Source organism: Streptomyces mexicanus, assembly GCF_902506575.1.
Taxonomy (GTDB): Bacteria; Actinomycetota; Actinomycetes; order Streptomycetales; family Streptomycetaceae; genus Streptomyces; species Streptomyces mexicanus.
Genome location: NZ_LR732544.1, coordinates 6,478,531 through 6,504,922, shown reverse-complemented (window position 1 = coordinate 6,504,922; position 26,392 = coordinate 6,478,531). Strand labels below are relative to the sequence as shown.

The window sequence follows — 26,392 nt, the reverse complement described above, 5'->3', positions numbered from 1 at the left end:
CGGCGTGGGCACGGCCTGACCCGGGGCCTCGTGCCGCCGGGTTCAAGACGGCCCCTCTCCCGGGGGCCTACCGGGCCACCGACGGCCGGCGGATGGCGGATGTCCGTATCCAGGTGGTTCACGGCCGGAGCCGGGTGGCGCCGAGCATGACGCGGTCGGCACCGTTGAAGGTGAGGGAGATGCCCTCGGCCGCTCGGCTCCACGCACCGGAAAGCGCCCACATCATGACCGACACCATCGCAGGGGTGGACATTCCCCGTACGACGGCCGTGGCGGACGCCACGCACGTCCTGCAGGAAACGACCGGGCCCCTCCTCTTCCATCACTCCCGGAGGGTTTTCCTCTTCGGCACCCTGCACGCACGAGCACTCGGCCTCGAACCCGATCCGGAGCTGCTCTACCTCTCCGCGATGTTCCACGACACCGGCCTTTTGACCCCGTTCTCCGACACGGAGCAGCGTTTCGAGCTGGACGGCGCCGACCACGCGCGCAAGTTCCTGCTCGACCGCGGATTCCCGGAGAACTCGGCCGACGTGGTCTGGGCTGCCGTCGCACTCCACACGACGCCGGGAATTCCCGGCCGGATGGGCGCGGAGGCGGCCGCCACGCACTACGGCGTGCTGACCGACGCGGTCGGCTGGGGGCTGGACCGGCTGGATCCCGGCCAGGTGGACGACATCGTCGCCGCGCATCCCCGCGGGGATTTCAAGAAGGAATTCCTGCAGCTGTTCGTCGAGGGGCTCAAGGACCGTCCCGACACCACCTACGGGACCGTCAACGCCGACGTCCTCGAGGAATTCGTCCCCGGTTTCCGTCGCACCAGCATGGTGGAACGCGTTCTCGACGCCCCCTGGCCGAAGTGACCCGGGGGACGGAGGACCGGCTCCGCCTGCAAGGACACCAGCCGGAGCCGGAGACCAGAGACCAGCCAGAGAGAGGAATCGTCGTGCGAGCCATCGTCGCCAAGGACCGACAGGCAGGTGTCAGCGGGCTGACCCTGAGCGAGCTGCCCCCTCCCCACGCCGCCGAGAACGACGTGGTGGTGCGGGTGCACGCGGCCGGCTTCACCCGTGGAGAACTGGACTGGCCCGGTACCTGGTCCGACCGCGCGGGGCGTGATCGCACCCCCAGCGTGCCCGGACACGAGGTCTCCGGCGTCGTGACGGAACTGGGGTACGGACCCACCGGTCTCACCATCGGCCAGCGGGTCTTCGGACTGACCGACTGGACCCGCAACGGCTCTCTGGCCGAGTACGTCGCCGTGGAGGCCCGCAATCTCGCGCCGCTGCCCGCCGACATCGACCACACCGTGGCGGCCGCGCTGCCGATCTCCGGACTGACGGCCTGGCAGGGCCTGTTCGACCACGCCCGGATCGCGGCGGGCCAGACCGTCCTGATCCATGGCGCCGCCGGCGGCGTCGGCTCGATCGCCGTGCAGCTCGCGCACCAGGTGGGAGCCCGCGTGATCGGCACCGGCCGGGCCGCCGACCGGGACACTGCCCTCGCGCTGGGCGCGCATGCCTTCCTGGACCTGGAAGCCGACCGGCTGGAGGACGCCGGCGAGGTCGACGTGGTGTTCGACGTGATCGGCGGTGACGTCCTCGACCGCTCGGCCGCACTCGTACGGGCCGGCGGCACACTCGTCACGATCACCCGGCCGCCCACTGTCCGGCCCGCCGACGGACGGGCGGTCTTCTTCGTCGTGGAACCCGACCGCGTGCGCCTTGCCGACCTCGCCCGGCGGGTCCGGGAGGGCCGGCTCCAGGTGCGGGTCGGCGCGGTGCGACCGCTGGACGAGGCGGTCGCCGCCTTCACTCCGGAGCGGCGCGTCGCCGGCAGGACGATCATCCGGGTCGCGGAGGACTGACGCCGAGGACGCGGCCGGCCCGGACAGGCGGGACAGGCGCAGGGCGAGGCATCGATCTGGGCGGCGCGCTTCGGCACTATGGCGGCCACCGCAGCGTCTCAGTCGCGCCGCAGCAGGAAGCGGGTGAGAGCGGCGGTGACGACCAGGACGGCGGCGACGGCGAGGAGACCGAGACGCATGCCCGGGAGCGAGAAGCCGCCGCCCGCGCTGACCAGCAGGGTGCCGAAGAGGGCCTTGGCCGCGGTCGCGCGTGGTGCCGCCGGTGTCGGGCTGGGTGCGCCCACGGGCGCGACCGTGGGGGTGGGCGCGCGCGGCGCGGGTGGTCGTTCCTCGTCGCTGCCCGCCTACGTGGTGAGCCGCCACAACCGCGTGCTGGCCGCCAACCCACCGGGCCGGCGACTGCTGCCGGGGCTGTGGGACTGGCCGGAGGAGCAGCGCAATCTGACCCGGTACCTCTTTCTCCACCCGGTGGGCCGGACGCTGTACGCGCCGTGGGAGGAGACGGTCGCGCACTCGGTGGCCCATCTGCGGGCGATCGCCGGGGCCGACCCGGCCGACCCCGAACTGACGGCGCTGGTGGGCGAGCTGCTGTTGAAGTCCAAGGATTTCGCACGGCTCTGGGAGCGGTACGACGTCTGTGAGCGCGGCGGCGGCAGAAGTCGTACCGCCATCCGAACGTCGGCCGGATGCACCCTGACGTACGAGGTGATGCGCCGGGCCCGGACGGGCGGCCAGCGGATGGTGGTCTACCAGGCGGCTCCCGGCATCGCGGAGGAGCAGGCGATGCTCCGGCTGGAGCCCGCGCCCGGCCGGTGGGAGGCGGTGGCGTCCGCGGGCGGCCCGGAGGAGCCGGTCACCGAGCCGCTCGTCCCGCGTCCGTCCGTCGCCACCGCCCCGTAGCCGCCGCCGACCCCGAGTGCGCCGTACGGTGTCAGGCCGTGCGGTGTCAGTGGGTCGCGCTGCCCGCGACCCACTGGCTCCACGGCATGTTCCAGTCGCTGAGGCCGTTGTCCGGCGCCAGCGTGGTCTTGTCCGCGGAGTTCTTGACGATCACGACGTCACCGGTCATCGAGTTGTCGAAGAACCACGCGGCGGGCTGTTCGGCGTCGCCACCGCCCCTGACGTCCCGCAGGCCTACGCAACCGTGGCTGGTGTTGACGTTGCCGAAGACGGACGGCGCGCCCCAGTAGTTGCCGTGGATGAACGTGCCCGAGTCGGTCAGGCGCATGGCGTGCGGCACGGCCGCGATGTTGTAGGACGGCGTGCCGTCCTTGTTCGTCAGACCGACCGTCGCCGCGTTCATGCGGGTCTGCTGGAACTTCTCGGAGATGACCATCCGGCCGTTGTAGGTCGGGTGCTCCTCGCTGCCGGACGAGATCGGGATGGTCCTGATCGTCTTGCCGTCCCGTACGACGGTCATCTGCTTGGTCTTGGCGTCGACCGTGCTGATCTGGCTCCGGCCGATCGTGAAGGTGACCGTCTTCTGGACGCCGTGCAGGGTCATCTTCACGGTGACGGTGGAGCCGGCCTTCCAGTAGGTGCGGGGGCGGAAGTCCAGGCGGTGATCGTTGAACCAGTGGCCGACGACCTGCTGGCCGCTGCTGGAGCTGACCTGGAACTCCGACTCCACGGCGGCCTTGTCACCGATCGCCTTGGCGAAGGTGACCGACACCGGCATGCCCACGCCGACGGTCGAGCCGTTCTCGGGGGAGACGTGGCCGATGAAGTCGTTGGCCGGGGAGACCGTGGTGATCGTGGCGTTCGCGTCGGTGGCGCGGCCCTGGGCGTCCTGGGCCTCCGCGGCGATCTGGTACTTGGTGGCCCGCTGCAGAGGGCCGGTCGGCTGCCAGGAGGTGCCGTCCGCGGACAGGGTGCCCCGGACCTCGGTACCGGTCGCGACGGCGGTCATGGTCACCTTGGTGAGCTTGCCGTCGCTGACGGTCACCTCGACGGGGGCGTTGATCCCGACGCCGTAGGCACCCTGCCCGGGCGTGATCTTTATCCGGGCATCCGATGTGTCCTGGGCGGGCGCCTTGGCCGCAGGCGCCTGCGCTGCCGGGCGGGTGCCGGTGCCGCTCGTGTCGCCGGTGGCGGCACTACTGGTACCGCTGAGGGCGGTGAGTGCCAGAACGCCGCCGAGGGCCCCAGCTCCGGCCATCAGCCCGGTGCGTCGTGTACGTGCCGTGATCAAACGCTTCTCCCATGCCACTGGTACGTCGAATCCTGGGGCTGACCGCCACAGGACTACCAACAGCATTCAAACCTCATATAGGCGTTCATCCATCCCGAATCGGACGAACTGTGGCGAGGGCCACGCAACGCGGCGGCGTTCCAGCCGACGCCGCCGATCGCACCCGCCGGCACAGGTACGGACAGGGGCCGAGCAGGCACAGTCGCAGTGCAGTCGGAGCCGTGGCAGCCGCTAGCCCACCCACCGGCGCAGCAGTTCCTCACGTTCCGCTCGGCGCGGCGATCCGCCCTCGCACGCGCGGCCACACTCCGGCATGGCCGCCGGCGTCGTAGCCATCGTCGCGGCGTCCGCCGTGAGGCGAGGACAGGAGGGCACGAGGGCACGCGGTCGTGACGTTCCCGCGCCCCGCCCGCCCCGGACCGGGCATGCCGGTCGTGGCCGGCCGCCGGTCGGTCCACGGTGCGGGGCGCGGCGACCGGTACATGCGTGGCCGCGGCCGCGGTGACCGCCACCGCCCGTGGCCGCAGTCGCGCGGCGACGCTAGCCGGCGGAAGCCCGGGGGCCGCCTCGGCGGTCCGAGTCCCGGCCGCCGGTACGGGCGGCGCCGCCCGTGGCTCCGCCGCGCGCCGTCTGCTGACCGGAGCCGCGGGCCGTCTGCCGGCCGGAGCCGCGCGTGGCCCTGCCGGAGGGCGTGCCGGTCGCCGCCGTGGCCTCCGTCGTGCCCCGGGTGCCCGCACGGCGTGCCGGAGCGCGGTCGCCGGTCGCGGAGGAGCCGTTCGCCGCTGCCGTTCCTGTCGTGGACCGGCGTTCCGCGCCCCGTCCTCCCGCCGTTCCGGCGCCACGGCCGGCCGCCGCGCCGCCCCTGCGGCGGCGGCCGGACCGTCCGCCGGGCTCAGCGGAGCGGGCCCGGCGGGGAGCCTCCGGTGCGGCCGGCTGGGGGACCTCGATGGTGACGGGCACCCCGGAAGGCTCACGGGCGCCCGTGACGGTGGCCAGGTGGGTGTCACTGGACGTGACGCGGGCCGTGACGGGGCGGATACCCGCGGCCGACATGAGCCGGGTGACGTCCCGCTTCTGTTCGGGCAGCACGAGCGTGACCACGCTGCCGGAGTCCCCGGCGCGGGCCGTGCGACCGCCGCGGTGGAGGTAGTCCTTGTGGTCCGTGGGGGGATCGACGTTGACGACGAGGTCGAGGTTGTCGATGTGGATGCCGCGCGCCGCGACGTTCGTCGCCACCAGGGCAGTGACCTGGCCGTTCTTGAACTGTTCCAGGGTGCGGTTGCGCTGCGGCTGGGAGCGGCCGCCGTGCAGGGCCGCCGCGCGGACACCGGCCGCCAGGAGCCGCTTGGCCAGCCGGTCGGCGGACCTCTTGGTGTCCAGGAAGAGGATGACCCGGCCGTCGCGGGCCGCGATCCGCGTGGTGACGGCCCTCTTGTCGGTCTCGTCCAGGAGGTGGAAGACGTGGTGCTCCATGGTGCTGACCGCCCCCGCGGACGGGTCCACGGAGTGCACCACGGGGTCGGACAGGAACCGCTGCACCAGACGGTCGATGTTGTGGTCCAAGGTGGCCGAGAACAGCATCCGCTGTCCGTCCGGCCGCACCTGCTGGATCAGCTTGGTGATCTGCGGCAGGAAACCCATGTCGGTCATCTGGTCGGCCTCGTCCAGCACCGTGATGCGCACGCTGTCGAGGACGCAGTCGCCGCGCTCCACGAGGTCGTTGAGGCGACCGGGGCTGGCCACGACCACTTCGGCGCCCCGCCGCAGCGCAGCGGCCTGCTTGGTGAGGGACAGCCCGCCGACCACGGTGGTCAGCCGGAGGCCCACCGCCGTCGCGTAGGGGGTGAGCGCGTCCGTCACCTGCTGGGCGAGTTCACGGGTGGGCACCAGCACCAGGGCGAGCGGCGCCTTGGGCTGCGCGCGCAGTCCGGCCGTGCGGGCCAGCAGCGCGAGTCCGAACGCGAGGGTCTTGCCCGAGCCGGTGCGCCCCCGGCCCAGCAGGTCCCGGCCGGCCAGCGAATTGGGCAGGGTGGCAGCCTGGATGGGAAAAGGGGTGGTCACACCCTGCTCGGCGAGTGTCTTCAGCAGGCCCTCGGGCAGATGCAGAGCGGCGAAGTCCTCGACGGGGTCCAGCGCGGGTGTGGTGTTCTCCGGGAGTCGGAACTCCCTGGGCGACGACACGGACGGTCGGGGGGATGAGGCGCGCCGGTTCGGCTTCTGGGGTCTGCGGGACATGCAGGTGACAACCTTCCTGGAGACAGCACAAACCGGGGTCCGCACCACGACGGTGCGGACCCCGGCGAGCGGATACGCGTCCGGCGATCAGGCGGGGACGATGTTCTCCGCCTGCGGGCCCTTCTGGCCCTGCGTGACGTCGAAGGAGACCCGCTGGCCCTCCTGCAGCTCACGGAAGCCCTGGGTCTGGATGTTCGAGTAGTGCGCGAAGACGTCGGGACCGCCGCCGTCCTGCTGGATGAAGCCGAAACCCTTTTCGGCGTTGAACCACTTCACGGTTCCCTGTGCCATGACATGCTCCTTATGTAGGCAGAGGCCCCATCCGGAGAATGCCGGAAAACAAATAATGCGCCTGAGGGAAGCAATCCGGTCAGGCGCACATAGGTTTCATGGGTACCACAACTGCAACTCCGTCAGCCTAGCACAGGTCGGCGGCCCGTGGTGGATCATGGGGCGCGGCGGGCGGTCGAGCGCGCGGCGGATCACGGGCCGTGGGCGGAGGAGTTCACCGGGCGCGGGAGGAGTTCACCGTGCGTCGGCGGCCGTGACCGACTGGGCCTGTGCGATCAGCAGGGCGACGTCGTCGTGGTCGTCGGTGTCGCGCAGGGCGTCCAGGAGCCACTGGCAGGTGGCCTCCAGCGGGCGGGCCGGCTGGTCGAGGGTGTGCAGCAGGGTGTCCAGGCGTTCGTCGATGGGGTGCCGGCGGGTTTCGACGAGGCCGTCGGTGTAGAGGACGAGCCGGTCGCCGGGGTCCAGGGCGAAGGCGACGGTGCGGAAGGGGACGCCGCCGACGCCGAGGGGGGTGCCGGTGGGCAGGTCGAGGAGGGCGGGGGATCGGCCGGTGCGGATGTGGACCGGCGGCAGGTGTCCCGCGTTGGCGATGCGGCACTGGTGCTGGTGCGGGTCGTACACGGCGTACAGGCAGGTGGCGATGTAGTGCTCCAGACCACGGGTGATCTTGTCCAGGTGCCGGAGGACTTCGTGCGGTGCCAGGTCGAGGTCGGCGTAGGCGCAGGTGGCGGTGCGCAGGCGGCCCATGGCCGCGGCGGCGTCGATGCCGTTGCCCATCACGTCGCCGACCACCAGCGCGGTCTTGTCGTCGGCCAGCGGGATGACGTCGTACCAGTCGCCGCCGACCTCGGAGGAGGACTGGGCGGGCTGGTAGAGCGAGGCGACCTGGAGACCGGTGAGGCGCGGGTGGCTGCCGGGCAGCAGGCTGCGCTGGAGGGTCTCGGCGGAGTTGCGCACGCTCTCGTGCCAGCGGGCGTTGTCGATGGCCACCGCCGCCCGGTTGGCCAGCTCGCAGGCCAGGAGCACGTCGTCCTCGTCGAAGGGCAGCGGATTGCGGGTGCGCAGCAGGTCGAAGGCGCCCAGCACCTCGTTGTGGGCGATCAGCGGCACCGCGAGGTAGGAGTGGACGCCGGCGCGGGCGAAGGCCTCCGCGGCCTCGCGGTCACGGGCGATGCGCAACAGGTCCTCCCGGCCGGTGTGCGCGACGACGACCGGCCGCCCGGTGTGGACGCACCGGGTGAGCAGCCGGTCCGGCCCGTAGGCGGCGAGCTGCCCGGCCGTGTGGGCGGCCGCGGTGGCTTCGGAGGGGTGGGCCGTGGCCACGGCCAGCCCGCGGAACAACTCCGGGCCGTCGTGCGCGCCGGAGGAGCGGCGGAAGGCCAGGACGGCGTCCAGCACGTCGACCGCCGCGATGTCGGCCAGCACGGGCACCGCGACGTTCGCCAGTTCCTGCGCCGTCTGCTCGACCGCCAGGCTGGTCCCCACCCGCGCCGAGGCGTCGGCGATCAGCGCCAGACGGCGCCGGGCCCGGTCCGCCTCGGTCGCCGCCCGGTGCCGTTCGGTGACGTCGATGACGGAGTTCGCCACGCCGATCACCCGCCCGTTGGCCGCTTCGAGCCGGTAGTACGACACCGACCAGGCGTGATCGTGGTCCGGATCGGCCGCGGTGCGCCCCACGATGTACTGGTCCAGCAGCGGCGTACCCGTCACCAGGACCTGCCGCAGAGCGGACTCGATCGTGTCGATGCCGGAGAACGAGAGGATCTCGCGCGGGCGGCGGCCGATGTGGTCGGCCGCGGGTACGCCGTTGGTGCGTTCCAGCGCCGGATTGACCAGCAGGTAGCGCAGCTCCGTGTCCAGCAGCGCCACCCCGATGGGCGACTGCGACACCAGGCCCTCGCTCAGCGCCAGCTTGGTCTCCACCCGCTCCAAAGTGGCCTGGTCGGCGGCGATGCCCAGGGCGTAGACGTCGCCGAGGTCGTCCAGCAACCGCATGTTGCGGAACTCCACCAGGCGGGTACTGCCGTCCTTGTGCCGGATGGGGAACGCGCCGGCCCAGCTCGCGCCCGTGCCCATCACCTCGGCGAACAGCCGCATCACCAGCTCACGGTGCTCCTCGTGGACCAGCAGCCGGGCCGCGTACTGCCCCAGCGCCTCGTCCGCGGTGTAGCCGAACACCTCGCTGGCCTGGGGGCTCCAGAACACGATCCGCCCCTTGCTGTCCAGCACCACCGCGCACACGCTGAGCAGATCGAGCAGCCCTCCCGGCGGCAGCGGCCCCGCCCGGCCGCTGTCCCCCGCCTCCCGCAGCGATTCGTCCTCTCGCATGCTCCGACTCCCTCCGTGACGACCGCCCGAGAGCTGCGCCGCCGTGAGCCGAGGCTGTGCGCGCCATGAGCCGAGGGCTGTGTCTGCCGTGAGCCGTCACCTCCATGCTGCTCCCGGCACCGGGCTCCCACGAACGGAAGTGGCCGGGCGGAGAACGGAAGTGTCCGGGGACGGACCGTCCGAAAGGGGCGCCGGCTGGAGCGCCGTGCGCCTCAGGCCGGCTTGCGCCACACCGAGATGTGCTTCCGGGCGTCCTGGGTGAACGGCGTCCCGTCCCAGTCGGCGACGCGTCGTTCCAGCTCCAGACCCGCCAGCCGGGCCATCAGGTCCAGCTCCGCCGGCCACGCGTACCGGTGCCGTGAGGCCTCGCGGCGGTAGCGGCCGTCGTCCCCGTCGCGCGTGAAGTGGTGCGAGACGAGGATCTGCTCGACGGGGTCGATGGTGTCGAAGCCGAGATGCCGCTCGGAGACGTCGAACGGCACCGCGACCTGCCCCGGGGGCAGGAAACGCAGGGGCGGCACGTTCAGTTCGATCACGAACCGGCCGCCGGGCAGCAGGTGGCGGGCCGCGTTGCGGAAGCACGCGACCTGCTCGTCCTGGGTGAGCAGGTTGGAGATCGTGTTGTAGACGAGGTACACCAAGGTGAACTCGCCGGGCACGACGGTCGTGGCCATGTCGCCGATGGTGACCGGCAGCGTGTCCTCGTCGATCTTGCGCCGCAGCACCGCCGCCATGTGCTCGGACAGCTCGATGCCGGCCACCGGCACGCCGCGCCGCCGCAGCGGCACGCCCACGCGCCCGGTGCCGATCGCGAACTCCAGGGCCGGGCCGCTGCCGGCGAGTGCGGCGAGGAAGTCGAGGGTCGGTTCGAGGACGGCGGCGCAGGACAGCTCCGTCTCCTCGGCGTCGTAGCGTTCGGCGGTCTCTCGGCTCCACAGTTCACTGCTTGTCACGGTCGGACACCTTGCCCGCCGCCGCGGGCGCTGTCGACGGATTTTCCGTCCGCGCGTGTGCCGTTCGCGCGGCGGGTGGGGACGGGGCCGTGGGCCGTGGGGGAGTGCCGTCCGTGCGGCCGAGGCGGTGGGGCGCGGCAGGGGCGCGTGCCCCGCGACGTGTCCTGGGGCCGGTGGCGGGCGTACGCGGTCGGCGTCCTGCCGCGCGCAGGCGTGCGCCGGAGGGGTCAGGGTGTGCGCGGGAGGCCTCCGGGGTGGAGCGCACGCCGTCGGCTCCCTGGTGTCACAGGCGTGCGCCGTCGCGTCGGCGCGGGGGCGTGCGCCGTCAGTGTCCGGGTGCTCCCGCGCGCAGGCCGTCCATGACGAGATCCAGCAGACGCGTCGCGCGCGTCTGCCAGTCGCCGTGCGGGTCGAGCTGCCACAGGCCGGCGATGGCGAGCATGAACTCGTCGGCCGTCACGCCGGGGCGGATGGTCCCGGCCTCCTCGTTGGCGCGCAGCAGGCGCTCCGCCGCGGCGGCCACCGGCCCGGGGCCCGGTTTGGCCGGGCTGCCGGGCGCGCTGGTGGCCTGGCGGATCGCGTCCGCCAGGCCGGCCTTGGTCATGGCGAACCGGGCCAGGTCGTCCATCCACGCGCGCAGCGCCTCGTCGGGCTCCCGGTGCTCCAGCAACCGGACCGCGCTGTCGGCGACCTGCTGCATCTCGTGGCGGTAGACCTCCAGGACGAGCGCCTCGCGGTTGGGGAAGTTGCGGTAGAACGTGCCCTGCCCGACGCCCGCCTTCCGGGCGATCACGCTGAGCGGGGTGTCCGCGCACCGGGTCAGCTCGGCCACGGCCACTTCCAGGATGGTGGCGCGGTTGCGCTGTGCGTCCGAGCGCAGGGGAGCGCTCTTCTTCTCCGGCACCGGTCCTCCCTTCGGGCGCGTCTCCGAACCCGGTCTTGCTAAGCGGACAGCTGTCCGGTACTTTGGCGATAGTGGACAGCTGTCCGCTTCGCGTCCACCATAGTGGCGGGTGGTGCTTTTCCGCCACGTACCGTGCGTTTTCTTGTCCAGACTGTCTGTTTCCCTTCCTTCCGACGTCCTGACGATTCCCGTTGTGACCTGGGCGTGTTCCCCGGATACGCGAAAGAAGCTGATCATGGAACCAGCACCCTCGCCGACCTACAGCACCATCACCTTGAACATCAACGGCGAGAAGCACGCGCTCTCCGTCGACCACCGCACCACGCTCCTCGACGCCCTGCGGGAGCGTCTCGATCTGACCGGTACGAAGAAGGGGTGCGACCAGGGGCAGTGCGGCGCCTGCACCGTCCTGATCGACGGGCGCCGGGCCGTGTCCTGTCTGCAGCTCGCGGTGGCGGCCGAAGGACATGAGATCACCACCATCGAGGGCATGGCCGAGGGCGAGCGCCTGCACCCGGTGCAGCAGGCGTTCCTCGACCTCGACGGCTACCAGTGCGGCTACTGCACGCCCGGCCAGATCTGTTCGGCCGTGGCGATGATCGAGGAACACGCGGCCGGCTGGCCGAGCGCGGTCACCGACGACGTCCGTCCCGAGGCGGGGCCGCCCCCGCTGACCGCGGAGGAGATCAGGGAGCGGATGAGCGGCAATCTGTGCCGCTGCGGCGCCTACGTCTCGATCGTGCAGGCCGTCGCCCGCGCCGCCGGGGCGCCCACCCCGCAGCCGGCGCAGGCGGTGCCTGCTGCCGCCGGCAACAGCGGCTCGGACAACGCCACTGCCGGCAAGGAGGCCGCGGCATGAGGGAGTTCGGATACCACAGGGCGCACGACGTCGCCGGCGCCGTCGCACTGCTGGGCGCCGACCCCGACGCCCGATTCCTCGGCGGCGGCACCAATCTCGTCGACCTGATGAAGACCGGCGTCGAGCGGCCCACCCGCCTCGTCGACGTCCGGGAGCTGCCGCTCGACGGGATCGAGCCCACCGAGGACGGCGGCCTGCGCATCGGCGCGACCGTCACCAACAGCGACCTGGCCGCCCACCCCGAAGTCCGGCGCCGCTACCCGGCGTTGACGCAGGCGGTGCTCGCCGGAGCCTCCGGGCAGCTGCGCAACATGGCCACCGTCGGCGGCAACCTGCTGCAGCGCACCCGCTGCGGCTACTTCACCGACGTGAGCCAGCCGTGCAACAAGCGCGTCCCCGGCAGCGGTTGCCCCGCCGTCCAGGGCGTGCACCACAACCACGCGATCCTGGGCGCCTCCGAGCACTGCGTGGCCGTCCACCCCTCCGACATGGGCGTGGCCCTGGCCGCCTTCGACGCCGTCGTCACCTACGAAACGGCGGGCGGGCCCGGCCGGTTGCCGCGGGCCGACTTCTACCTGCCCGCCGGGGCCACCCCGCACCGGGGGACGGCCCTGCCGGCCGGCGCGCTGATCACCGGCGTCACCCTGCCGCCCCTGCCGGTCGCCGCCCACTCCCGCTACCGCAAGGTGCGCGAGCGCGCCTCCTACGCGTTCGCGATCGGGTCGGTCGCCGCCGCGCTCGACGTCCGCGACGGTGTCGTGCACGACGTGCGCCTGGCCTTCGGCGCGGTCGCCTCCCGCCCGTGGCGGGCACGGACGGCCGAACAGGCACTGGCCGGGGCACCGGCCGACGCCGACACCTTCGCGGCCGCCGCGGACGCCGAACTCGCGGCGGCGAAACCGCTGCCCGACAACGGATACAAGGTGACCCTGATGCGCAACCTCGTGGTGGCCGTGCTCACCGAACTCGCCGAGGAGGCCGCCCGATGACCACGACCCCGACTCGGACCCGCACTCCCGCCCGCGGCTCCACCGGCACCGCGTACACCCGCGTGGAGGGCCGCGAGAAGGTCACCGGGGCCGCCCGCTACGCCGGCGAGATCCCCTTCGCCGACCTCGCCCACGGCTGGCTGGTGCTCTCCACCGTCGCCCATGGCCGGATCCGGTCCCTGGACACCGACCCCGTCCTCGCCATGCCGGGCGTCCTCGCCGTCCTGCACCACGAGAACGCCCCCCGGCTGAACACCGACTACGTCGGCATGCTGGGCAAACCCGACCCCACCTGCGCCGTCTTCCAGAACGACCGGGTGCCGCACCTGGGCTGGCCGGTGGCGCTGGTCGTCGCCGAGACCCCCGAACAGGCCCGTGAGGCCGCCGAATCGCTCGTCGTGCACTACGAGCAGGAACCGCACGACATCGACTTCTCCCCGGCGCGCACGGACACCTACCCGGCGGACGGCCACATGCCGGCCGTGACCGAGAAGGGCGACCTGGAGGCCGAACTCGCCGCCTCCGCCGTCGTCGTCGACGCGGAGTACACCACTCCCGAAGAGCACCACAGCATGATGGAGCCGCACGCGGCGACCGCCCTGTGGGCCGGCGGCCGGCTCGAAGTGGTTGACTCCAACCAGGGCGCCACCTGGGTCGTCGGCGAACTCGCCAACCTCTTCTCGCTCGACCCGGCCTCCGTGCGGGTCCGCTCCGAACACGTCGGCGGCGGCTTCGGCAGCAAGGGCGTGCGCGCCCACCAGGTGGCCGCCGTGATGGCCGCCACCGAACTGCAGCGCCCCGTCCGCGTCGTGATGACCCGCCGTCAGATGTTCTCCCTGACCGGTTACCGCCGCCCCACGGCGCAGCGGGTCCGGCTCGGTGCGGACGCCGACGGCCGGCTGCGCGCCCTGGAGCACCGGTCCCTGAACCTCACCTCCCAGGTGCACGAGTTCGTCGAGTCCAGCACCGCCCCCTCCCGGGTGATGTACGACGCCGACGCCCACCACACCGCCCACCGCCTGGTCCGGCTGAACGTCCCGACACCGACGTTCATGCGCGCCCCGGGCGAGGCACCCGGCTCGTTCGCGCTGGAGTCCGCGCTCGACGAACTCGCCGAGAAGTGCGGCCTGGACCCGATCGAGCTGCGCCTGCGCAACGAACCCGAGCGCGGCCCGGTCTCCGGACTGCCCTTCGCCAGCCGCAACCTGGCCGCCTGCTTCCGGGAGGGCGCCCGCAGGTTCGGCTGGGCCGACCGCGACCCGCGCCCGGGTGTGCGCCGTGAGGGACGCTGGCTGCTGGGCACCGGCACCGCCGCCGCCTCCTTCAGCGCCGGAGCCGGCCCGTCCACCGCCACCATCACGGCGGAGGCGGACGGCACGTACACCGTGCGGATCGCCGCCGCCGACATCGGGACGGGCGCGCGCACCGCGCTGACCCTGATCGCCGCCGACGCGCTGGAGGCCCCGCCGGACCGCATCCGGATGCGGATCGGCGACAGCGACTTCGGACCGGCCATGATCGCCGGCGGGTCCACGGGCACCCGCTCCTGGGCCTGGGCGGTGCGGGCCGCGGCCGCCGAACTGCGCGAGCGGCTGGCGCTGGGCGCGGACATCCCGCCCGAGGGCATGACCGTACGGGCCGACACCACCGAGGCCCTCGGCACTCTCGCCGGCAAGGAACGGCACTCCTACGGTGCCCAGTTCGCGGAGGTCGCCGTGGACGTCACCACCGGCGAGGTACGGGTGCGCCGCATGCTCGGCATCTTCGCGGCCGGCACCATCGTCAACCCGCTCACCGCCCGCAGCCAGCTCGTCGGCGGCATGATCTGGGGCATCTCGATGGCACTGCACGAGGAAGCCGTCCGGGACCGGGCCAGCGGCGGTGTGTACGGCCCCGACCTCGCCGGCTACCACGTCGCCACGCACGCCGACGTGCCACTCGTCGAAGCCGACTGGGTGGACGACCACGACCCGGAGGACCCGGTCGGGATCAAGGGCATCGGCGAGGTCGGCATCGTCGGTGCCGCGGCGGCGATCGCCAACGCCGTCTGGCACGCCACCGGCGTCCGCCACCGCGACCTGCCCATCCGGCCCGACCGAGTCCTGCAGGCCGCCGCAGAGGTACCGCATGCTTGACATCGCCGAGGAACTGCACCGCTGGACGCAGGAGGGCCGGGACTTCGCCGTCGCCACCGTCGTCTCCGTCGGCGGCAGCGCACCGCGGGATCTCGGCGCCGCCCTCGCCGTCGACAGCGACGGCACCGTCATCGGCTCGGTCTCCGGCGGCTGCGTGGAAGGAGCGGTCTACGACCTGTGCGTCCAGGCGCTCCAGGACGGCACCACGGTCGTGGAGCGGTTCGGCTACAGCGACGAGGACGCCTTCGCGGTCGGGCTGACCTGCGGTGGAGTCATCGAGGTCATGGTGACCCCGGTCGGCGCGCAGGCACCGGCACGCACGGTGCTGCGGGCGGCGCTGTCGGCCGCCGCCCGCAGCGAGCCGGCGGCCCTCGCCCGGGTCGTGCGCGGCCCGGGCGACCTGCTCGGCACCGCGCTGCTGGTGCGGCCCGACGGCAGCAGCGAGGGCGGCCTGGGCGGCCACCCCGACCTGGACCGTGCCGCGGCCGCCGAAGCGCGGGCCCTGCTGGACGCCGGCCGCACCGCCACGGTGGAGATCGCCGAGGACGGATCACACTGCCCGGGCGGACTGACCCTGCTGGTGGAGGTGAACGTGCCGCCACCCCGCATGAGCGTCTTCGGGGCGGTCGACTTCACCGCGGCGCTGGTGAAGGCGGGCAAGTTCCTCGGCTACCACGTCACCGTGTGCGACGCCCGTCCCGTCTTCGCCACCCGGGCACGCTTCCCGGAGGCCGACGACGTCGTGGTCGACTGGCCGCACCGCTATCTGCGGAGCACCCCGACCGACGCGCGCACGGTGCTGTGCGTGCTCACGCACGACGCCAAGTTCGACATACCGCTGCTGACAGAGGCGCTGCGCATGCCGGTCGCCTTCGTAGGCGCCATGGGCTCGCGCCGCACCCACGCCGACCGCGAGCGGCGGCTGCGCGAGGCCGGCCTCGGCGAGCGGGCGCTGTCCCGGCTCAGGTCCCCGATCGGCCTCGACCTGGGAGCCCGCACCCCGGAGGAGACCGCCGTGTCCATCGCCGCGGAGATCGTCGCCACCCGGCGCGGAGGCACCGGCGTCCCCCTGACCGGCGCGGCCACCCCGATCCATCACGACCGCACCGGACGGGGCGGCACCCGCGCGGCCTGACCGGCACCACCGCCCCGGGCCCGCGCGGCCTGACCGGCACGCCCCCCGCGCCCGCGCGGGTAACGACCGGGGGCGGGGAAGCTCTCCAGGGCTTCGGCGAGCCCGGCGGCGTCGGTGCCGATCTCGCGGTACGCGGAGAGAGGAGTTGCCGCACTCCCCGCTCGGTGAGGTGGAGTTCCTTGGCGACCACCGGCGCCGGGTGTCCCTGGGCCGTCTCCTCGGCCGCCCTGCGTTCCTGGGGGGTGAGCGTGTCGGTCTGCGCGTACCGCAGCGGCAGCGGACGCAGACCGGCGGCGGACAGCGCCTCCCGGGCCCGGTCGGCGAGGGCCTCCGCTCCGCAGTGGACCGAGGTCTCCAGCCCCCGGTACAGCCGGTCCGCCGCCTCCGCCCGGCCGGTGCGGGACAACGCCGGGCCAGGCGGAGTCCTGGATGCCCCCTGGCCGACCAGCGCACGGGCCAGTTCCTAGGCGGCCGGTGAGCGTTCCAGGCGGTCGACCGCCTCCGCGTACAGTCCCAGCGCGGCGGGCCCGCCGGTCACCTCGGCCAGCGTGTGCGGGGCCTGACCGATCGCCGACGCCGCGCCGAACCCCCGCTCGCCGCACCGCCTCCCGGGCCGGCTCCGCCGCCCGCTCCGGTTCGGTCGGGGCCGCCGCGCACGCCAGCCGGAGCTGCCACGGGCGCCGGGCGGGGGTGCGCCACTCCCCGCCCGTCCAACCACCGGCCGACGTCCGTCAGCAGCCGGGCCGCCGCGTCGTGGTCTCCCTCGGCCAGCAGCAGTTCCGCGTACACCGTGCGCGGATCGGGAGTGCTGCGTCAGCGGCTCATCTCCGGTGTCAGGAGTGTCGCGCACCCCCGTGCCCGGCGTGCTCGGCGCCGCGCTCGGCACGGTCGGACGCACGCTGGGCGCGCTCGGAGTTCCGCTTCTTCAGGCGGGCCGCCTCCTTGCGGACCTCGGCCTGCGTGGCGCGCTCCTGCTCCAGCCACTCGGGCCGCTGCTGTTTCAGGGCCTCGATCTGCTCGGTGGTGAGCGCCTCGGTGACGCCGCCGCGCGCGAGGCCGGCGATGGACACGCCCAGCTTGGCCGCGACCACGGGACGCGGGTGGGGACCGTTGCGTCGCAGCTCCCGCAGCCACTCGGGCGGATCGGCCTGCAGCTCGTTCAGCTCGGCACGCGTCACGACGCCCTCCTGGAACTCGGCGGGCGTGGCGGGCAGGTACACACCCAGCTTCTTCGCCGCGGTGGCAGGCTTCATCGTCTGGGTGGTCTGGTGCGACTTCATGGTGTCCAGCCTATCGACCGTACGGGTGAGGTCCCGACCACTGGGACGAGCCGGCGCACGGCGGACGGCCACCGGCCGACGACCACCGGCCGACGACCACCGGCGGACCGGGCACGACCGACCGCGGACCGGGCACGCCCGGCGGCGAAGGGGGTCGGCCGGGCCGGGTAACCTGGCGGGGTGACAGGCTCGGATACCTCCCCCACCTTCCGGCTCGCGTACGTCCCCGGGGTGACGCCCGGAAAGTGGATGCGGATCTGGAACGAGCGCCTGCCCGACGTCCCGCTCACCCTCGTCCAGGTCCCGGCCGCCGACGCGTGCGGGGTGCTGCGCGAGGGCGCGGCGGACGCGGGCGTCGTACGGCTGCCGGTGGACCGTACGTTCTTCAGCGCGATCCCGCTCTACACCGAGACCACGGTCGTCGTCGTCCCCAAGGACCACCTGGTGACGGCCGCCGACGAGGTGTCCCTGGCGGACCTGGCCGACGAGGTGGTCTTCCACCCCCTGGACGACGTCCTCGGCTGGGAGCGGCCGCCCGGCGAGCCCGCCTTCGAACGCCCGGCCACCACCGCGGACGCCGTGGAGCTGGTGGCGGCCGGGGTGGGCCTGCTCGTCGTCCCGCAGTCGCTGGCCCGCCTCCACCACCGCCGCGACCTCACCTACCGGCCGGTCGTCGACGCCCCGCAGTCCAGCGTGGCGCTGGCGTGGCCGGAGGAGGCGACGACCGACCTCGTCGAGGACTTCATCGGGATCGTCCGCGGCCGTACGGTCAACAGCACCCGGGGACGGTCCCGGGCGGCGGACCGGTCCCAGGACGCGCCCGCCGGGGGCGCCCGCCGGAAGTCCGCGGCCGGCGCGCCGGCGAGCGGAACCTCCCGCACCACCGGCGGCTCCCGCACCGCCAAGGGCGGCAAGGGCACGCAGGGCGGCAAAGGCGCCCAGGGTGGCAAGGGCGGCCGAGGGGCGCGGGGCGCCCAGGGCACACGGCGGGGCAGGACCGGCCGCCGCTAGTCCGTCCTGCCCGCCTCCCGGGGCACGGCCCTGCGAACAGGTGCCCCCGCGCCCCGGCCCGCTCATCGCCGCAGCAGGTGCCGCAGCGCCGTCGTCACCTCCTTCGGGGCCTCCTCGGCCATGAAGTGGCCGCAGCCGACCGTGGTGTGGCACAGGTCGGGCGCCCAGGCCCCCCAGAGTGCGGCGGCGTCGTAGCCCAGGGCCGCGCCCCAGTCCTGCTGCAGCACGGTGACGGGCATGGACAGCTGCTTACCGGCGTCCCGGTCGGCCCGGTCGTGCGCGACGTCGATGCCCGCCGACGCCCGGTAGTCCGCCACGATCGACGGCACGGCCGCACGCGAGGCGGCCAGGTAGGCCGCGCGCACGTCGGCGGGCAGCGCCTCGGGGTCCTTCGTCCAGACGTCCAGGAAGAACCCGAAGAAGTCGTCCGCCGCGGCGGCGATCATCCGCTCGGGCAGACCCGGCGGCTGCGTCATCAGGTACAGGGGGAAGGCGACCGCGGCCGAGGCCCCGTGCAGCACGTCCCACATGTCGAGCGTGGGCAGGATGTCGAGCAGCGCCAGATGCGTGACGGCCCGCGGGTGGTCCAGGCCCGCGCGGAAGGCCACCAGCGCGCCGCGGTCGTGCCCCGCCAGGGCGAACCGCTCGTGGCCGAGCGCGCGGGCCAGCGCGACCACGTCCGCGGCCATGGTGCGCTTGGCGTACGCCGTGCCGTCCGCGTCGGCCGGTTTGTCGCTGGCGCCGTATCCTCGCAGGTCGGGACAGATGACGGTGTGGTCGGCGGCGAGGTCGGCGGCCACGGGCCGCCACATCAGATGGGTCTGCGGAAAGCCGTGCAGCAGCACCACGGGCGTGCCCGAGCCACCGACGGCGGCGGTCAGCGTCACCCCGTCGGCGACGGGCACACGGCGCAGGTCGAAACCGGGAAGGGTGAGGGTCATCGGCGGTCCTTTCGAGCGGTTCACGATCCGGGCCGGTCGGTCGGAGCGGTCGGCCCGCACCGAGCCTGCCGTGCCCGAATCAGCGGACGATCAGCACGCCCAGCGGACCCGGTGAACGGGAACGCGGCACAGGAGGGAGCAGCGGCATGGACACGGCCGAGGTCCGGTTCGGCGTGCTCGGACCGGTGACGGCCGAGCGCGACGACGGCCTGCTGGACCTGAAGGGGCCGCGGCACCGGGCCGTGCTGGCCCGGCTGCTCGTGGCCCGCCGCCGGGTCGTCCCCGTCGCCCGGCTGGTGGCCGACCTGTGGCCGGAGCCGCCCGCCGGAGCCGTCGGCGCCGTGCAGACCTTCGTGGCCGCCCTGCGCCGTGCCCTGGAACCGGACCGTCCGCCCCGCGCACCCGCCCGCCTGCTGGTCACCGACGGCCCGGGCTACACGCTGCGCGCCGCCCCGGACGCCGTGGACGCCTGGTGTTTCGAGACGGCCGTGACCGAGGCGGCCGGCCTGCCGCCGGGCCAGGCACTCGACCGCCTGCGGGCGGCCCTGGCCCGGTGGCGCGGGCCCGCGTACGCCGAGTTCGCCCACGAGCCGTGGAGCCGGGCCGAGCGCGCCCGGCTGACTGAGCTGCGCCTGCGCGCCGAGGAGCAGCGGGCCGGCGCCCTGCTGGCCCTGGGCCGGCCCGACCAGGCGGTGCCCGACCTCGACGCGCACGTCACCGAGCATCCGTGGCGGGAGGAGGGCTGGCGGCTGCTCGCCCTCGCGCTGTACCGCGCGGGCCGGCAGGGCGACGCCCTCGCCGTGCTCCGCCGCGCCCGGACCACCCTCGTGGAGCAGCTCGGCGTGGACCCGGGCCCGGCATTGCGCCGCCTGGAGGCGGACGTGCTGGCCCAGAGCCCCGCCCTGGAGGCCCCCGCGGAGGCGGCGGGCGCGGCGAGCCTGTGGCACCGCGCGGCGCAGGCGTACGACCATGCCGTCGGTGCCGGCTCCCGCGCCCGCCTGGAGTTGACGGTCGGGCTGCTGCGGGCACTGGCCGTGACCGGCGGCGGGGGCCTGGCCGCCCCCCGCGACCAGCGCACTGCCGTGGTCGCCGCGGCCGAGGAACTGGGCGACGCCCGGCTCACCGCCCGCGTCATCGGCGCCTACGACGTCCCCGCGGTCTGGCCCCGCTGCGACGCCCCGGGGGCGGCCCGGTGGATCGTCGCCGCGGCCGAGCGGACGCTGGCCGCCCTGCCCGCCGGGACACGCCACGCCGCCGCCCGCGGCCGGCTGCGGGCCGCCGCCGCCCTGGAGATGCGCGGCACCCGCGCCCCGCGCGGCCCGGAGGCGGCGGCCGAGGCCGAGGCGCTCGCCCGCCGGCTCGACGACCCCGCGCTGCTCGCCTTCGCCCTCAACGGCCGGTTCATGCAGTCCTGCGCACGGGCCGGGCTCGCCGCCCGCCGCGACGCGATCGGCACCGAGATCGTCGCCCTCTCCCGCCGCCACGGGCTCGACAGCTACGAGGTGCTCGGCCACCTGATCCGGATGCAGGCCGGCGCCGCCCTCGGGGACGAGGCGGCGGCGGACGCGCACGCCACCGCCGCGGACCGGCTCGGCGAACGGCACGAACGCCCGCTGGTGGCGGTGTTCACCGGCTGGTACCGGGCGATGCGCACCGGCACCGAGGACGCCGTTCGGGCCGCCGCCGCGCTCCTCGACGGCGCGGGCATGCCGGGCCTGACCCGGGGGCTGGTGCCGCTGGCACTGCTCTGCCTGCGCCTGCGGGGCCGCCCCCACGCGGTGGCCGAAGCGGCCCGAGCCGTCGACCCGGCCGCGGACTGGGGCCCCTACCGCGCCTGGGCAGAGCCCTTCGCGCTGCTGGCCGCGGGCCGCCGCGCCGAGGCCCGGGCAGCCCGCGACGCCCTGCCCGAGCCGCCCGCCGACCTGCTGTACGAGGCCCTGTGCTGCCTGGACGCGGCACTCGCCCTGGAGTTCGGCGACCGGCCCGCCCTGGAGCTGGCCCGCGCCCGGCTGCGGCCGGCCGCGGCGGAACAGGCGGGCGCGGGCAGCGGGCTGCTCAGCCTCGGCCCGGTCGAGGTGTGGCTGGCGGAGATCAGCGCGGCACTGGAGGCGCCGGGGCAGTGAGGGCATCTCGGCGCTGGGCGCGCGGGGGCGCTGAGGCATCGCGGCGCTGAGGTCACCGCGGTGCTGGGCGCGCCGGAGTGCTGCGGTCACGGCCGAGGCGCTCGGGCACGCCGCCTCGCTCGGTTGCTCTCACCCCACTGCCGCGTTCCTCCACCGGGGCCGCCGATCCGCCGGCCCCTCACCCGGCCGCGGTCCGCCGGCGTCCGCGGCGGCTCACGCCGGTGCCGTACGGCCGATCGACTCCACCAGCGGCAGCAGCCGGTGCGGGACGCGTTCGCGCAGGGCCACCTCGGTGCGGGTGCGGACCACGCCCGGCAGGCTGATCAGCTTCTGGATGACGTCCTCCAGATGGGCGTTGTCGCGCGCCACGACCCGGGTGAGCAGATCACCGCCGCCGGTGATCGAGAACGCCTCGACGATCTCCGGCACCCCGGCCAGCGCGTCCCCGACGTCGTCGAGGTGTCCCTGGGTGACCTCGATGTGCACGAACGCCAGCACCGGGTGGCCGAGCGCGGCGGGGGAGAGGACGGGGCCCGTGCCGGTGATCACGCCGTCCCGCTCCAGGCGGTCCAGGCGGGCCTGGAGCGTGCCGCGCGCCACGCCGAGGATGCGGGCGTACTCACGCACGCTGGTGCGCGGCTGTTCGAGGAGCAGCCGCAGGATGCGGGTGTCGAGCGCGTCCACGGCCATGGCGGGCCGGCCTCCTCCGGGTCGGTGAACGACGCCGACTGTACCAATGGCTCAGCAGACCGGGACCTGGATGTGCCGGTGATCCTCGTCCAATGGCTCGCTGCCGGTCCTTTCGTAGGCCGCGACACTGGACCAATGGCCCAGTGATGTGGGCAACACTTGAGCCAGCGGCCGGGATGATGTGTCATGGAGGGGTCGATGGCGCTGCGGAGGACCGCGGCGCCTTTTTCGTGCCGGTGTGCCATCCGGCGTTCGTCGTCGGCGAAGAAGTCGTCGGCGAAAAGAAGTCCGTCGGCGAAGAACCTGAGAGAAGAACCTGAGAAGGGGGCGGTAATCAGTGCTGAAGAGGGTGTTCACGGCTCCGGATCCGGGCCGGGCGCGGCTGAGGTTCGCGGCCCGGGCCGTCCTCGGGATCGGCCTGGCGGTCGTCGTCTGCGGGCTGGCCGGACACTCCCTTCCGGGCGCCGTCACCGGCGGGCTCGCCGCGCTGCTGGCCCTGTTCACCGTCGCGGACCGCACGGTGCGCGGCCAGGCGGTGACCACCGCGCTGCTGCCCGTCGTCGGCCTGCCCGTCCTCGCGGCCGCGTCCGCACTGCACGACCACCCGGTGGCCCGGGACCTGGCCTTCCTGGCCGTGGTCGGCGCGGGCGTCTACGCGCGCCGCTGGGGACCGCGCGGCCACAGCCTCGGCGTGTTCGCGTTCATGACCTTCTTCGTGGCGCAGTTCCTGCACGCCACCCCCGGGCAGCTGCCCGAGTTCGCCACCGCCGTCGTCCTGGCGGTGCTCACCGCGGCCGCGGTCCGCTTCGGGCTGTGGTGCTACGAGCGCCGGCAGCCCCCGGCCCCGGCGGCGCCCGCGCCGCCCGGCGGCACCGGACTGGCCCGGGTGACCACCCGGCAGGCCGTCCAGGCGGTCGCCGGTTCCGGCTTCGCCCTGGTGGTGGGCCAGCTGGTGTCCGGACAGCGCTGGTACTGGGCCGTCGGCGCCACCTGGTGGGTCTTCGTGAACACCGCCTCGCGCGGGGAGACCCTGGTCCGCGGCTTCCGCCGGGTGCTCGGCACCCTGCTCGGCATCGGACTCGGCGTGCTTCTCGTGGTCCCGCTGCACGGGGTCGCCGTGCCCACCGCCGCCCTGGTCGCCGTGTGCGTCTTCGGCATCTTCTACACGGCCGCCGTCTCCTACACCTGGATGATGCTCTGGGTGACGCTGCTGGCCGAGTCGCTCTACGGCCTCCTCGGCGTCCTCACCCCCGGCCTGCTGGCACTCCGGCTCGCGGAGACCGCCGTCGGCGCGCTGGGCGCCTGGCTGGCCGTGGTCTTCGTGCTGCCCGTGACCACGCACGCGGTGACCGACGGCTGGATCCAGCGCGCGCTGCGCTGCGTGCACGCCTGCACCGCCGAGGCCGCCGCCCGGCTCGCGGGGGACCAGAACGCCGACCCGGCGCTCCGCGTGGCCGAACTGGAGCAGCTGCTTGCCCGGGTGCGACAGTCCGTCGCTCCGCTGGTGCACCCGCTGAACCCGATGCTCGGCCGCAAGCGGCGCGCCCGGCAGGTGCTGGCGCTGCTCGACGACTGCGCCCGCGAGATCCGCGGCCTGGCCGCCGTCGCCGCCGATCCGGAGGCCTCGCACGACGCCCGTCTGGCCGCGGCCTGTTGGCGGGTCCAGGCGGCGGTGGAGGCGCTGACGGGCGGGGACGCCGAACCGGTCGCCGCCACCGCCGCCGCCCGGCCGGCCGCCGAGGAGGCCGCGCTGGCCCACCTGCACGGCCTGGAGCGGGCGCTGGCGGAGCTGGCCGCGCCACTGCGCGCGTCCTCCGGCTCGCCCCTGGTCGGGGCCTGAGCCCGGCACGTCGGGGTCGGCACGCCCGCGTCGGCCTGTCCGGGTCGGCCCCTCCGGCTTGCCACGGCGAGGTCGGCACGTCGAGGTCGGCACGTCCGGCTCGCCACGTCCGGGTGATCGTCCCAGGCCCGTCTGCGGCCCGTTCCCGCGGGTCGATTCCCGAAGGCCCTTCCCGACGGCCGTTTCCGTAGGCCGTTTCCCGCAGGCCGGTGCCCGCCGTGCCGACCGGCGGGCACCGGGACACAGCCGTCTTGGTCTAGACCGCTCGCCCGGCTGCTAGCGTCACCTCCAGCGGGTCGACGGAGAGGGGACACAGGTGGCAGAGGGCGGCGGCAGGCGGCGGGCGTTCATCGGGTCGTTCACGGCGGCGGGAGGACCCGGCGTGGTCACCGCGGCCGTGGCCGAACGCGGCGGCGCACTGACCCTGCTGAGCAGCGTGGACGGTGTCCTCGACCCGTCCTACCTGGCCCTGTCGCCCGACGGCGGCACCCTCTACGCGGTCAGCGAGACCGCCGAGGGCGCGGTGGCCGCCTACCGGGTGAAGGGCGAGACGGTCGAGCTGACCGGCCCCCCGGGGCGGGTCGGCGGCAGCGGCCCCACCCATCTGAGCCTGGCCGGCGGACACGTCCTGACCGCCAACTACGGCTCGGGCAGCGTGAGCGCCGTCCCCGTCCGCGCCGACGGCCGCCTCGCGTCCGCCCCCTCCGCCGTGCTGCGGCACACCGGTTCCGGCCCGCACGAGCGGCGGCAGCGCGGCCCGCACGCCCACCAGGTGCTGCCCGACCCCAGCGGCCGCTGGGTGGTCAGCGTCGACCTCGGCACGGACTCGGTGCGGGTGTGCGCGCTGACCGGCGGCTCGCTCACGCTGCACCGGGAGATCGCGCTGCGCCCCGGCTCCGGTCCGCGCCACCTGGCGTTCCTCCCGGACGGCCGGCACGCCTGCGTCGTCAACGAACTGACGCCCTCCCTCACCCTCTGCCGCTGGGACGCGCGGACCGGCGTGCTCCAGTCCCTGGCCGAGACACCGGTCCTGCCGGACGCGCCCGCCGGCGACGCCTACCCGTCGGGCCTCGTCGTCGCGCCCGACGGGCGGTTCGTGTGGACCGCGACGCGCGGCGAGGACGTGCTGACCGTCTTCGCCGTCGCGGCGGACGGGGAGCGGCTGGAGCGCATGGCGACGGTTCCGTGCGGGGGCCACTGGCCGCGGGCGCTGACCTGGTACGACGGCTTCCTGTACGTCGCCAACGAGCGTTCCGGCGACGTGACCTGGTTCTCCGTCGACCCGCGGACGGGACTCCCGGAACAGGCCGGGGCGGTCGGGGTGACGGCGGCGTCCTGCGTGGTCTTCGACTGAGCCCGGCGGACCGGACCCGTGCCGGACCCGCTCTGCACGCGCTCCGTTCCCGCTGCCGAGCCCGTTCCGGTCCGAGGCGTGGCAGGAAGCACGGCACGAAGCGCATGCACGACGAAGGGCCCGCCCCCGACCGAGATGATCCGGGGGCGGGCCCTTCCAAGGGGTGCAGGGAGGCCGTACGGAGCTGTGCCGGTACGGAGCTGTGCCGGTACGGAGCTGTGCCGGTACGGGGCCCTGCGGCGCAGAGCCCGACGGCGCCCTACGGGCGGGTCGCGCGGGTCAGCGGACCGGCGCGCCCTGCGGCTGCTGCGGGGCGATGCCCAGCGCCGTCGTGTACTTGGCCAGCGCCAGCTTGCCGATCGCCGGGTAGGCGCCGAGGGCCTCGGCGACCGGGCAGTCCGCCTCCTTGGCGGCCCGCTCGACCAGCTCGGCCTCGATCTCCGGGCCGATCAGGTACGGCGCCAGCGCGAGCTGCTGGGAACCTGCCGAACGCAGCTGCTCGGCGACGGACGCGATCGAGCCCTCCTCGTCCAGGGCGGCGGCCATCACCGGCACGGCCAGGCGGGCGGCGAGCAGCATGCCGGTGATCCCGGCCGCCTGCACGGCCTCCTCGCCGCCGACCGCGGCGAGGATGATGCCGTCGGCCGCGGTCGCCACGGTGAACAGGCGGGCCCGGTCGGCGCGGGCCAGCCCGGCCTCGGACAGGCGGACGTGCAGCGCCTCGGCGAGCAGCGGGTGCGGGCCGAGCACATCGGTCAGTTCGGCGGCGACCCGGCTGTCCATGACGGCCTGGCGGACCCGGCGCAGCAGCGCACCGTCCGGGCCGGCCCGCAGCGGCACGACGATGGCGACCGGGCCCTCGGGCTCCTTGGCCTCCACACCGGCGGCCAGGGCCTGCTCGTAGCGGGCGGTGCGCTCGTCGGCCGCGTGCGCCAGCACGGACTGCACGCTCGGGAACTCCGAGCCGTCCCCGTCGAGATACCCGATCTGGGCGTCCAGACCGGGCAGCTCGGAGCGGGCGATGCTCACGACCTCCTCGGCGAGGCTGCGCGTGGCGGGGCCGGGCGTGCCCGGCACCGCGAGGACGAGCGCGGGCGCGCCCTCGGGAGCAGCCAGCGGTTCGGGGCGGCGGTGCCGTCCCGGCTGGCGGGGGCGCGGCATTCGTACTGGCAGGCCGGACGCGGGCCCAGTGGGGGAGCTCATGGCGCCGCATGTTACTGGCTTTCGGGCCCCTGCTGTTCGGGGAGGGTGCAGGTGAACGGTATC

Annotated in this window: 22 protein-coding genes; 11 read left to right on the top strand and 11 right to left on the bottom strand. The window is 74.3% G+C overall.

The genetic code is table 11. The features are described from left to right. Positions 1-224: 224 nt before the first annotated feature. Positions 225-863 carry an HD domain-containing protein gene (locus tag GV126_RS29070; protein WP_159672301.1) on the top strand — a complete coding sequence of 213 codons (639 nt, stop codon included), beginning with the start codon at positions 225-227 and terminating at the stop codon, positions 861-863. A gap of 83 nt (positions 864-946) precedes the next feature. Further along, the gene (locus GV126_RS29065) at positions 947-1,867 is read left to right on the top strand and encodes an NADP-dependent oxidoreductase (RefSeq protein WP_159672299.1); all 921 of its coding nucleotides are present in this window, start codon (positions 947-949) and stop codon (positions 1,865-1,867) included. 98 nt (positions 1,868-1,965) lie between these two features. Here the strand turns inward: GV126_RS29065 and GV126_RS29060 are convergent, their stop codons facing one another. Beyond that, positions 1,966-2,151 (bottom strand): hypothetical protein, encoded by a 186-nt coding sequence (locus tag GV126_RS29060; RefSeq protein ID WP_185946863.1) that lies wholly within the window; start codon positions 2,149-2,151, stop codon positions 1,966-1,968. Positions 2,152-2,161: 10 nt separating this feature from the next. On the opposite strand from GV126_RS29060, the gene GV126_RS29055 reads away from it, so the two are divergent. After that, a complete protein-coding gene (locus GV126_RS29055; RefSeq protein ID WP_328707355.1) occupies positions 2,162-2,767 on the top strand; it encodes an MmyB family transcriptional regulator in 606 nt (201 codons plus the stop codon). 46 nt (positions 2,768-2,813) lie between these two features. Here GV126_RS29055 and GV126_RS29050 read toward each other — a convergent pair whose 3' ends face one another. The 6 genes from GV126_RS29050 to GV126_RS29025 form a co-directional block, all read right to left on the bottom strand. Beyond that, entirely contained in the window at positions 2,814-4,025 is a 1,212-nt protein-coding gene (locus GV126_RS29050) for a L,D-transpeptidase (protein WP_236570153.1), read from the bottom strand. Positions 4,026-4,598: 573 nt separating this feature from the next. Then, positions 4,599-6,293: a DEAD/DEAH box helicase gene (locus tag GV126_RS29045; protein WP_159672296.1), complete on the bottom strand. Its 1,695-nt coding sequence runs from the start codon at positions 6,291-6,293 to the stop codon at positions 4,599-4,601. Between the two features lie 87 nt (positions 6,294-6,380). Next, a complete protein-coding gene (locus tag GV126_RS29040) occupies positions 6,381-6,584 on the bottom strand; it encodes a cold-shock protein (RefSeq protein WP_028423304.1) in 204 nt (67 codons plus the stop codon). A gap of 234 nt (positions 6,585-6,818) precedes the next feature. Beyond that, positions 6,819-8,912: a SpoIIE family protein phosphatase gene (locus GV126_RS29035; RefSeq protein WP_159672294.1), complete on the bottom strand. Its 2,094-nt coding sequence runs from the start codon at positions 8,910-8,912 to the stop codon at positions 6,819-6,821. A gap of 212 nt (positions 8,913-9,124) precedes the next feature. Then, complete coding sequence (locus GV126_RS29030) at positions 9,125-9,865, bottom strand: class I SAM-dependent DNA methyltransferase (RefSeq protein ID WP_159672292.1); 741 nt, start codon at positions 9,863-9,865, stop codon at positions 9,125-9,127. Positions 9,866-10,190: 325 nt separating this feature from the next. Beyond that, positions 10,191-10,769 carry a TetR/AcrR family transcriptional regulator gene (locus GV126_RS29025; protein WP_159672290.1) on the bottom strand — a complete coding sequence of 193 codons (579 nt, stop codon included), beginning with the start codon at positions 10,767-10,769 and terminating at the stop codon, positions 10,191-10,193. Positions 10,770-11,004: 235 nt separating this feature from the next. Between GV126_RS29025 and GV126_RS29020 the strand changes: the two genes are divergently transcribed. Genes GV126_RS29020 through GV126_RS29005 form a run of 4 tightly spaced genes read left to right on the top strand, consistent with a single transcriptional unit; the run spans position 11,005 to position 15,887 of the window. Then, the gene (locus GV126_RS29020; protein ID WP_159672288.1) at positions 11,005-11,628 is read left to right on the top strand and encodes a (2Fe-2S)-binding protein; all 624 of its coding nucleotides are present in this window, start codon (positions 11,005-11,007) and stop codon (positions 11,626-11,628) included. Next, positions 11,625-12,617: an FAD binding domain-containing protein gene (locus GV126_RS29015; protein WP_159672286.1), complete on the top strand. Its 993-nt coding sequence runs from the start codon at positions 11,625-11,627 to the stop codon at positions 12,615-12,617. Before GV126_RS29020 ends, GV126_RS29015 begins: the two co-directional genes overlap by 4 nt. Next, positions 12,614-14,752, top strand: a complete 2,139-nt coding sequence (locus GV126_RS29010) for a xanthine dehydrogenase family protein molybdopterin-binding subunit (RefSeq protein WP_159672284.1) — start codon at positions 12,614-12,616, stop codon at positions 14,750-14,752. Before GV126_RS29015 ends, GV126_RS29010 begins: the two co-directional genes overlap by 4 nt. Next, a complete protein-coding gene (locus GV126_RS29005) occupies positions 14,745-15,887 on the top strand; it encodes an XdhC family protein (protein ID WP_159672282.1) in 1,143 nt (380 codons plus the stop codon). Before GV126_RS29010 ends, GV126_RS29005 begins: the two co-directional genes overlap by 8 nt. Before the next feature lie 833 nt (positions 15,888-16,720). Here the strand turns inward: GV126_RS29005 and GV126_RS29000 are convergent. Further along, positions 16,721-17,167, bottom strand: coding sequence for a DUF5997 family protein (locus GV126_RS29000; protein WP_159672280.1), 447 nt, complete (start codon positions 17,165-17,167; stop codon positions 16,721-16,723). 180 nt (positions 17,168-17,347) lie between these two features. Between GV126_RS29000 and GV126_RS28995 the strand changes: the two genes are divergently transcribed. Next, positions 17,348-18,178 (top strand): LysR family substrate-binding domain-containing protein, encoded by an 831-nt coding sequence (locus GV126_RS28995; RefSeq protein ID WP_159672278.1) that lies wholly within the window; start codon positions 17,348-17,350, stop codon positions 18,176-18,178. 62 nt (positions 18,179-18,240) lie between these two features. Here the strand turns inward: GV126_RS28995 and GV126_RS28990 are convergent, their stop codons facing one another. Further along, entirely contained in the window at positions 18,241-19,119 is an 879-nt protein-coding gene (locus tag GV126_RS28990) for an alpha/beta fold hydrolase (protein WP_159672276.1), read from the bottom strand. A 146-nt stretch (positions 19,120-19,265) separates the two neighbouring features. On the opposite strand from GV126_RS28990, the gene GV126_RS28985 reads away from it, so the two are divergent. Next, on the top strand, positions 19,266-21,242 hold the full coding sequence (locus GV126_RS28985; RefSeq protein WP_159672274.1) for an AfsR/SARP family transcriptional regulator: 1,977 nt from the start codon (positions 19,266-19,268) through the stop codon (positions 21,240-21,242). 213 nt (positions 21,243-21,455) lie between these two features. Here the strand turns inward: GV126_RS28985 and GV126_RS28980 are convergent, their stop codons facing one another. Further along, positions 21,456-21,932 carry an Lrp/AsnC family transcriptional regulator gene (locus GV126_RS28980; RefSeq protein WP_028423315.1) on the bottom strand — a complete coding sequence of 159 codons (477 nt, stop codon included), beginning with the start codon at positions 21,930-21,932 and terminating at the stop codon, positions 21,456-21,458. 337 nt (positions 21,933-22,269) lie between these two features. Here GV126_RS28980 and GV126_RS28975 point away from each other — a divergent pair, with 337 nt between their 5' ends. Both GV126_RS28975 and GV126_RS28970 read left to right on the top strand, forming a co-directional pair. Then, positions 22,270-23,772 carry an FUSC family protein gene (locus GV126_RS28975; RefSeq protein WP_159672272.1) on the top strand — a complete coding sequence of 501 codons (1,503 nt, stop codon included), beginning with the start codon at positions 22,270-22,272 and terminating at the stop codon, positions 23,770-23,772. 316 nt (positions 23,773-24,088) lie between these two features. Then, entirely contained in the window at positions 24,089-25,126 is a 1,038-nt protein-coding gene (locus tag GV126_RS28970) for a lactonase family protein (RefSeq protein WP_159672270.1), read from the top strand. 279 nt (positions 25,127-25,405) lie between these two features. On the opposite strand, the gene GV126_RS28965 is transcribed toward GV126_RS28970, so the two are convergent. After that, on the bottom strand, positions 25,406-26,329 hold the full coding sequence (locus tag GV126_RS28965; protein ID WP_159672268.1) for a sirohydrochlorin chelatase: 924 nt from the start codon (positions 26,327-26,329) through the stop codon (positions 25,406-25,408). Between the last annotated feature and the right edge of the window lie 63 nt (positions 26,330-26,392).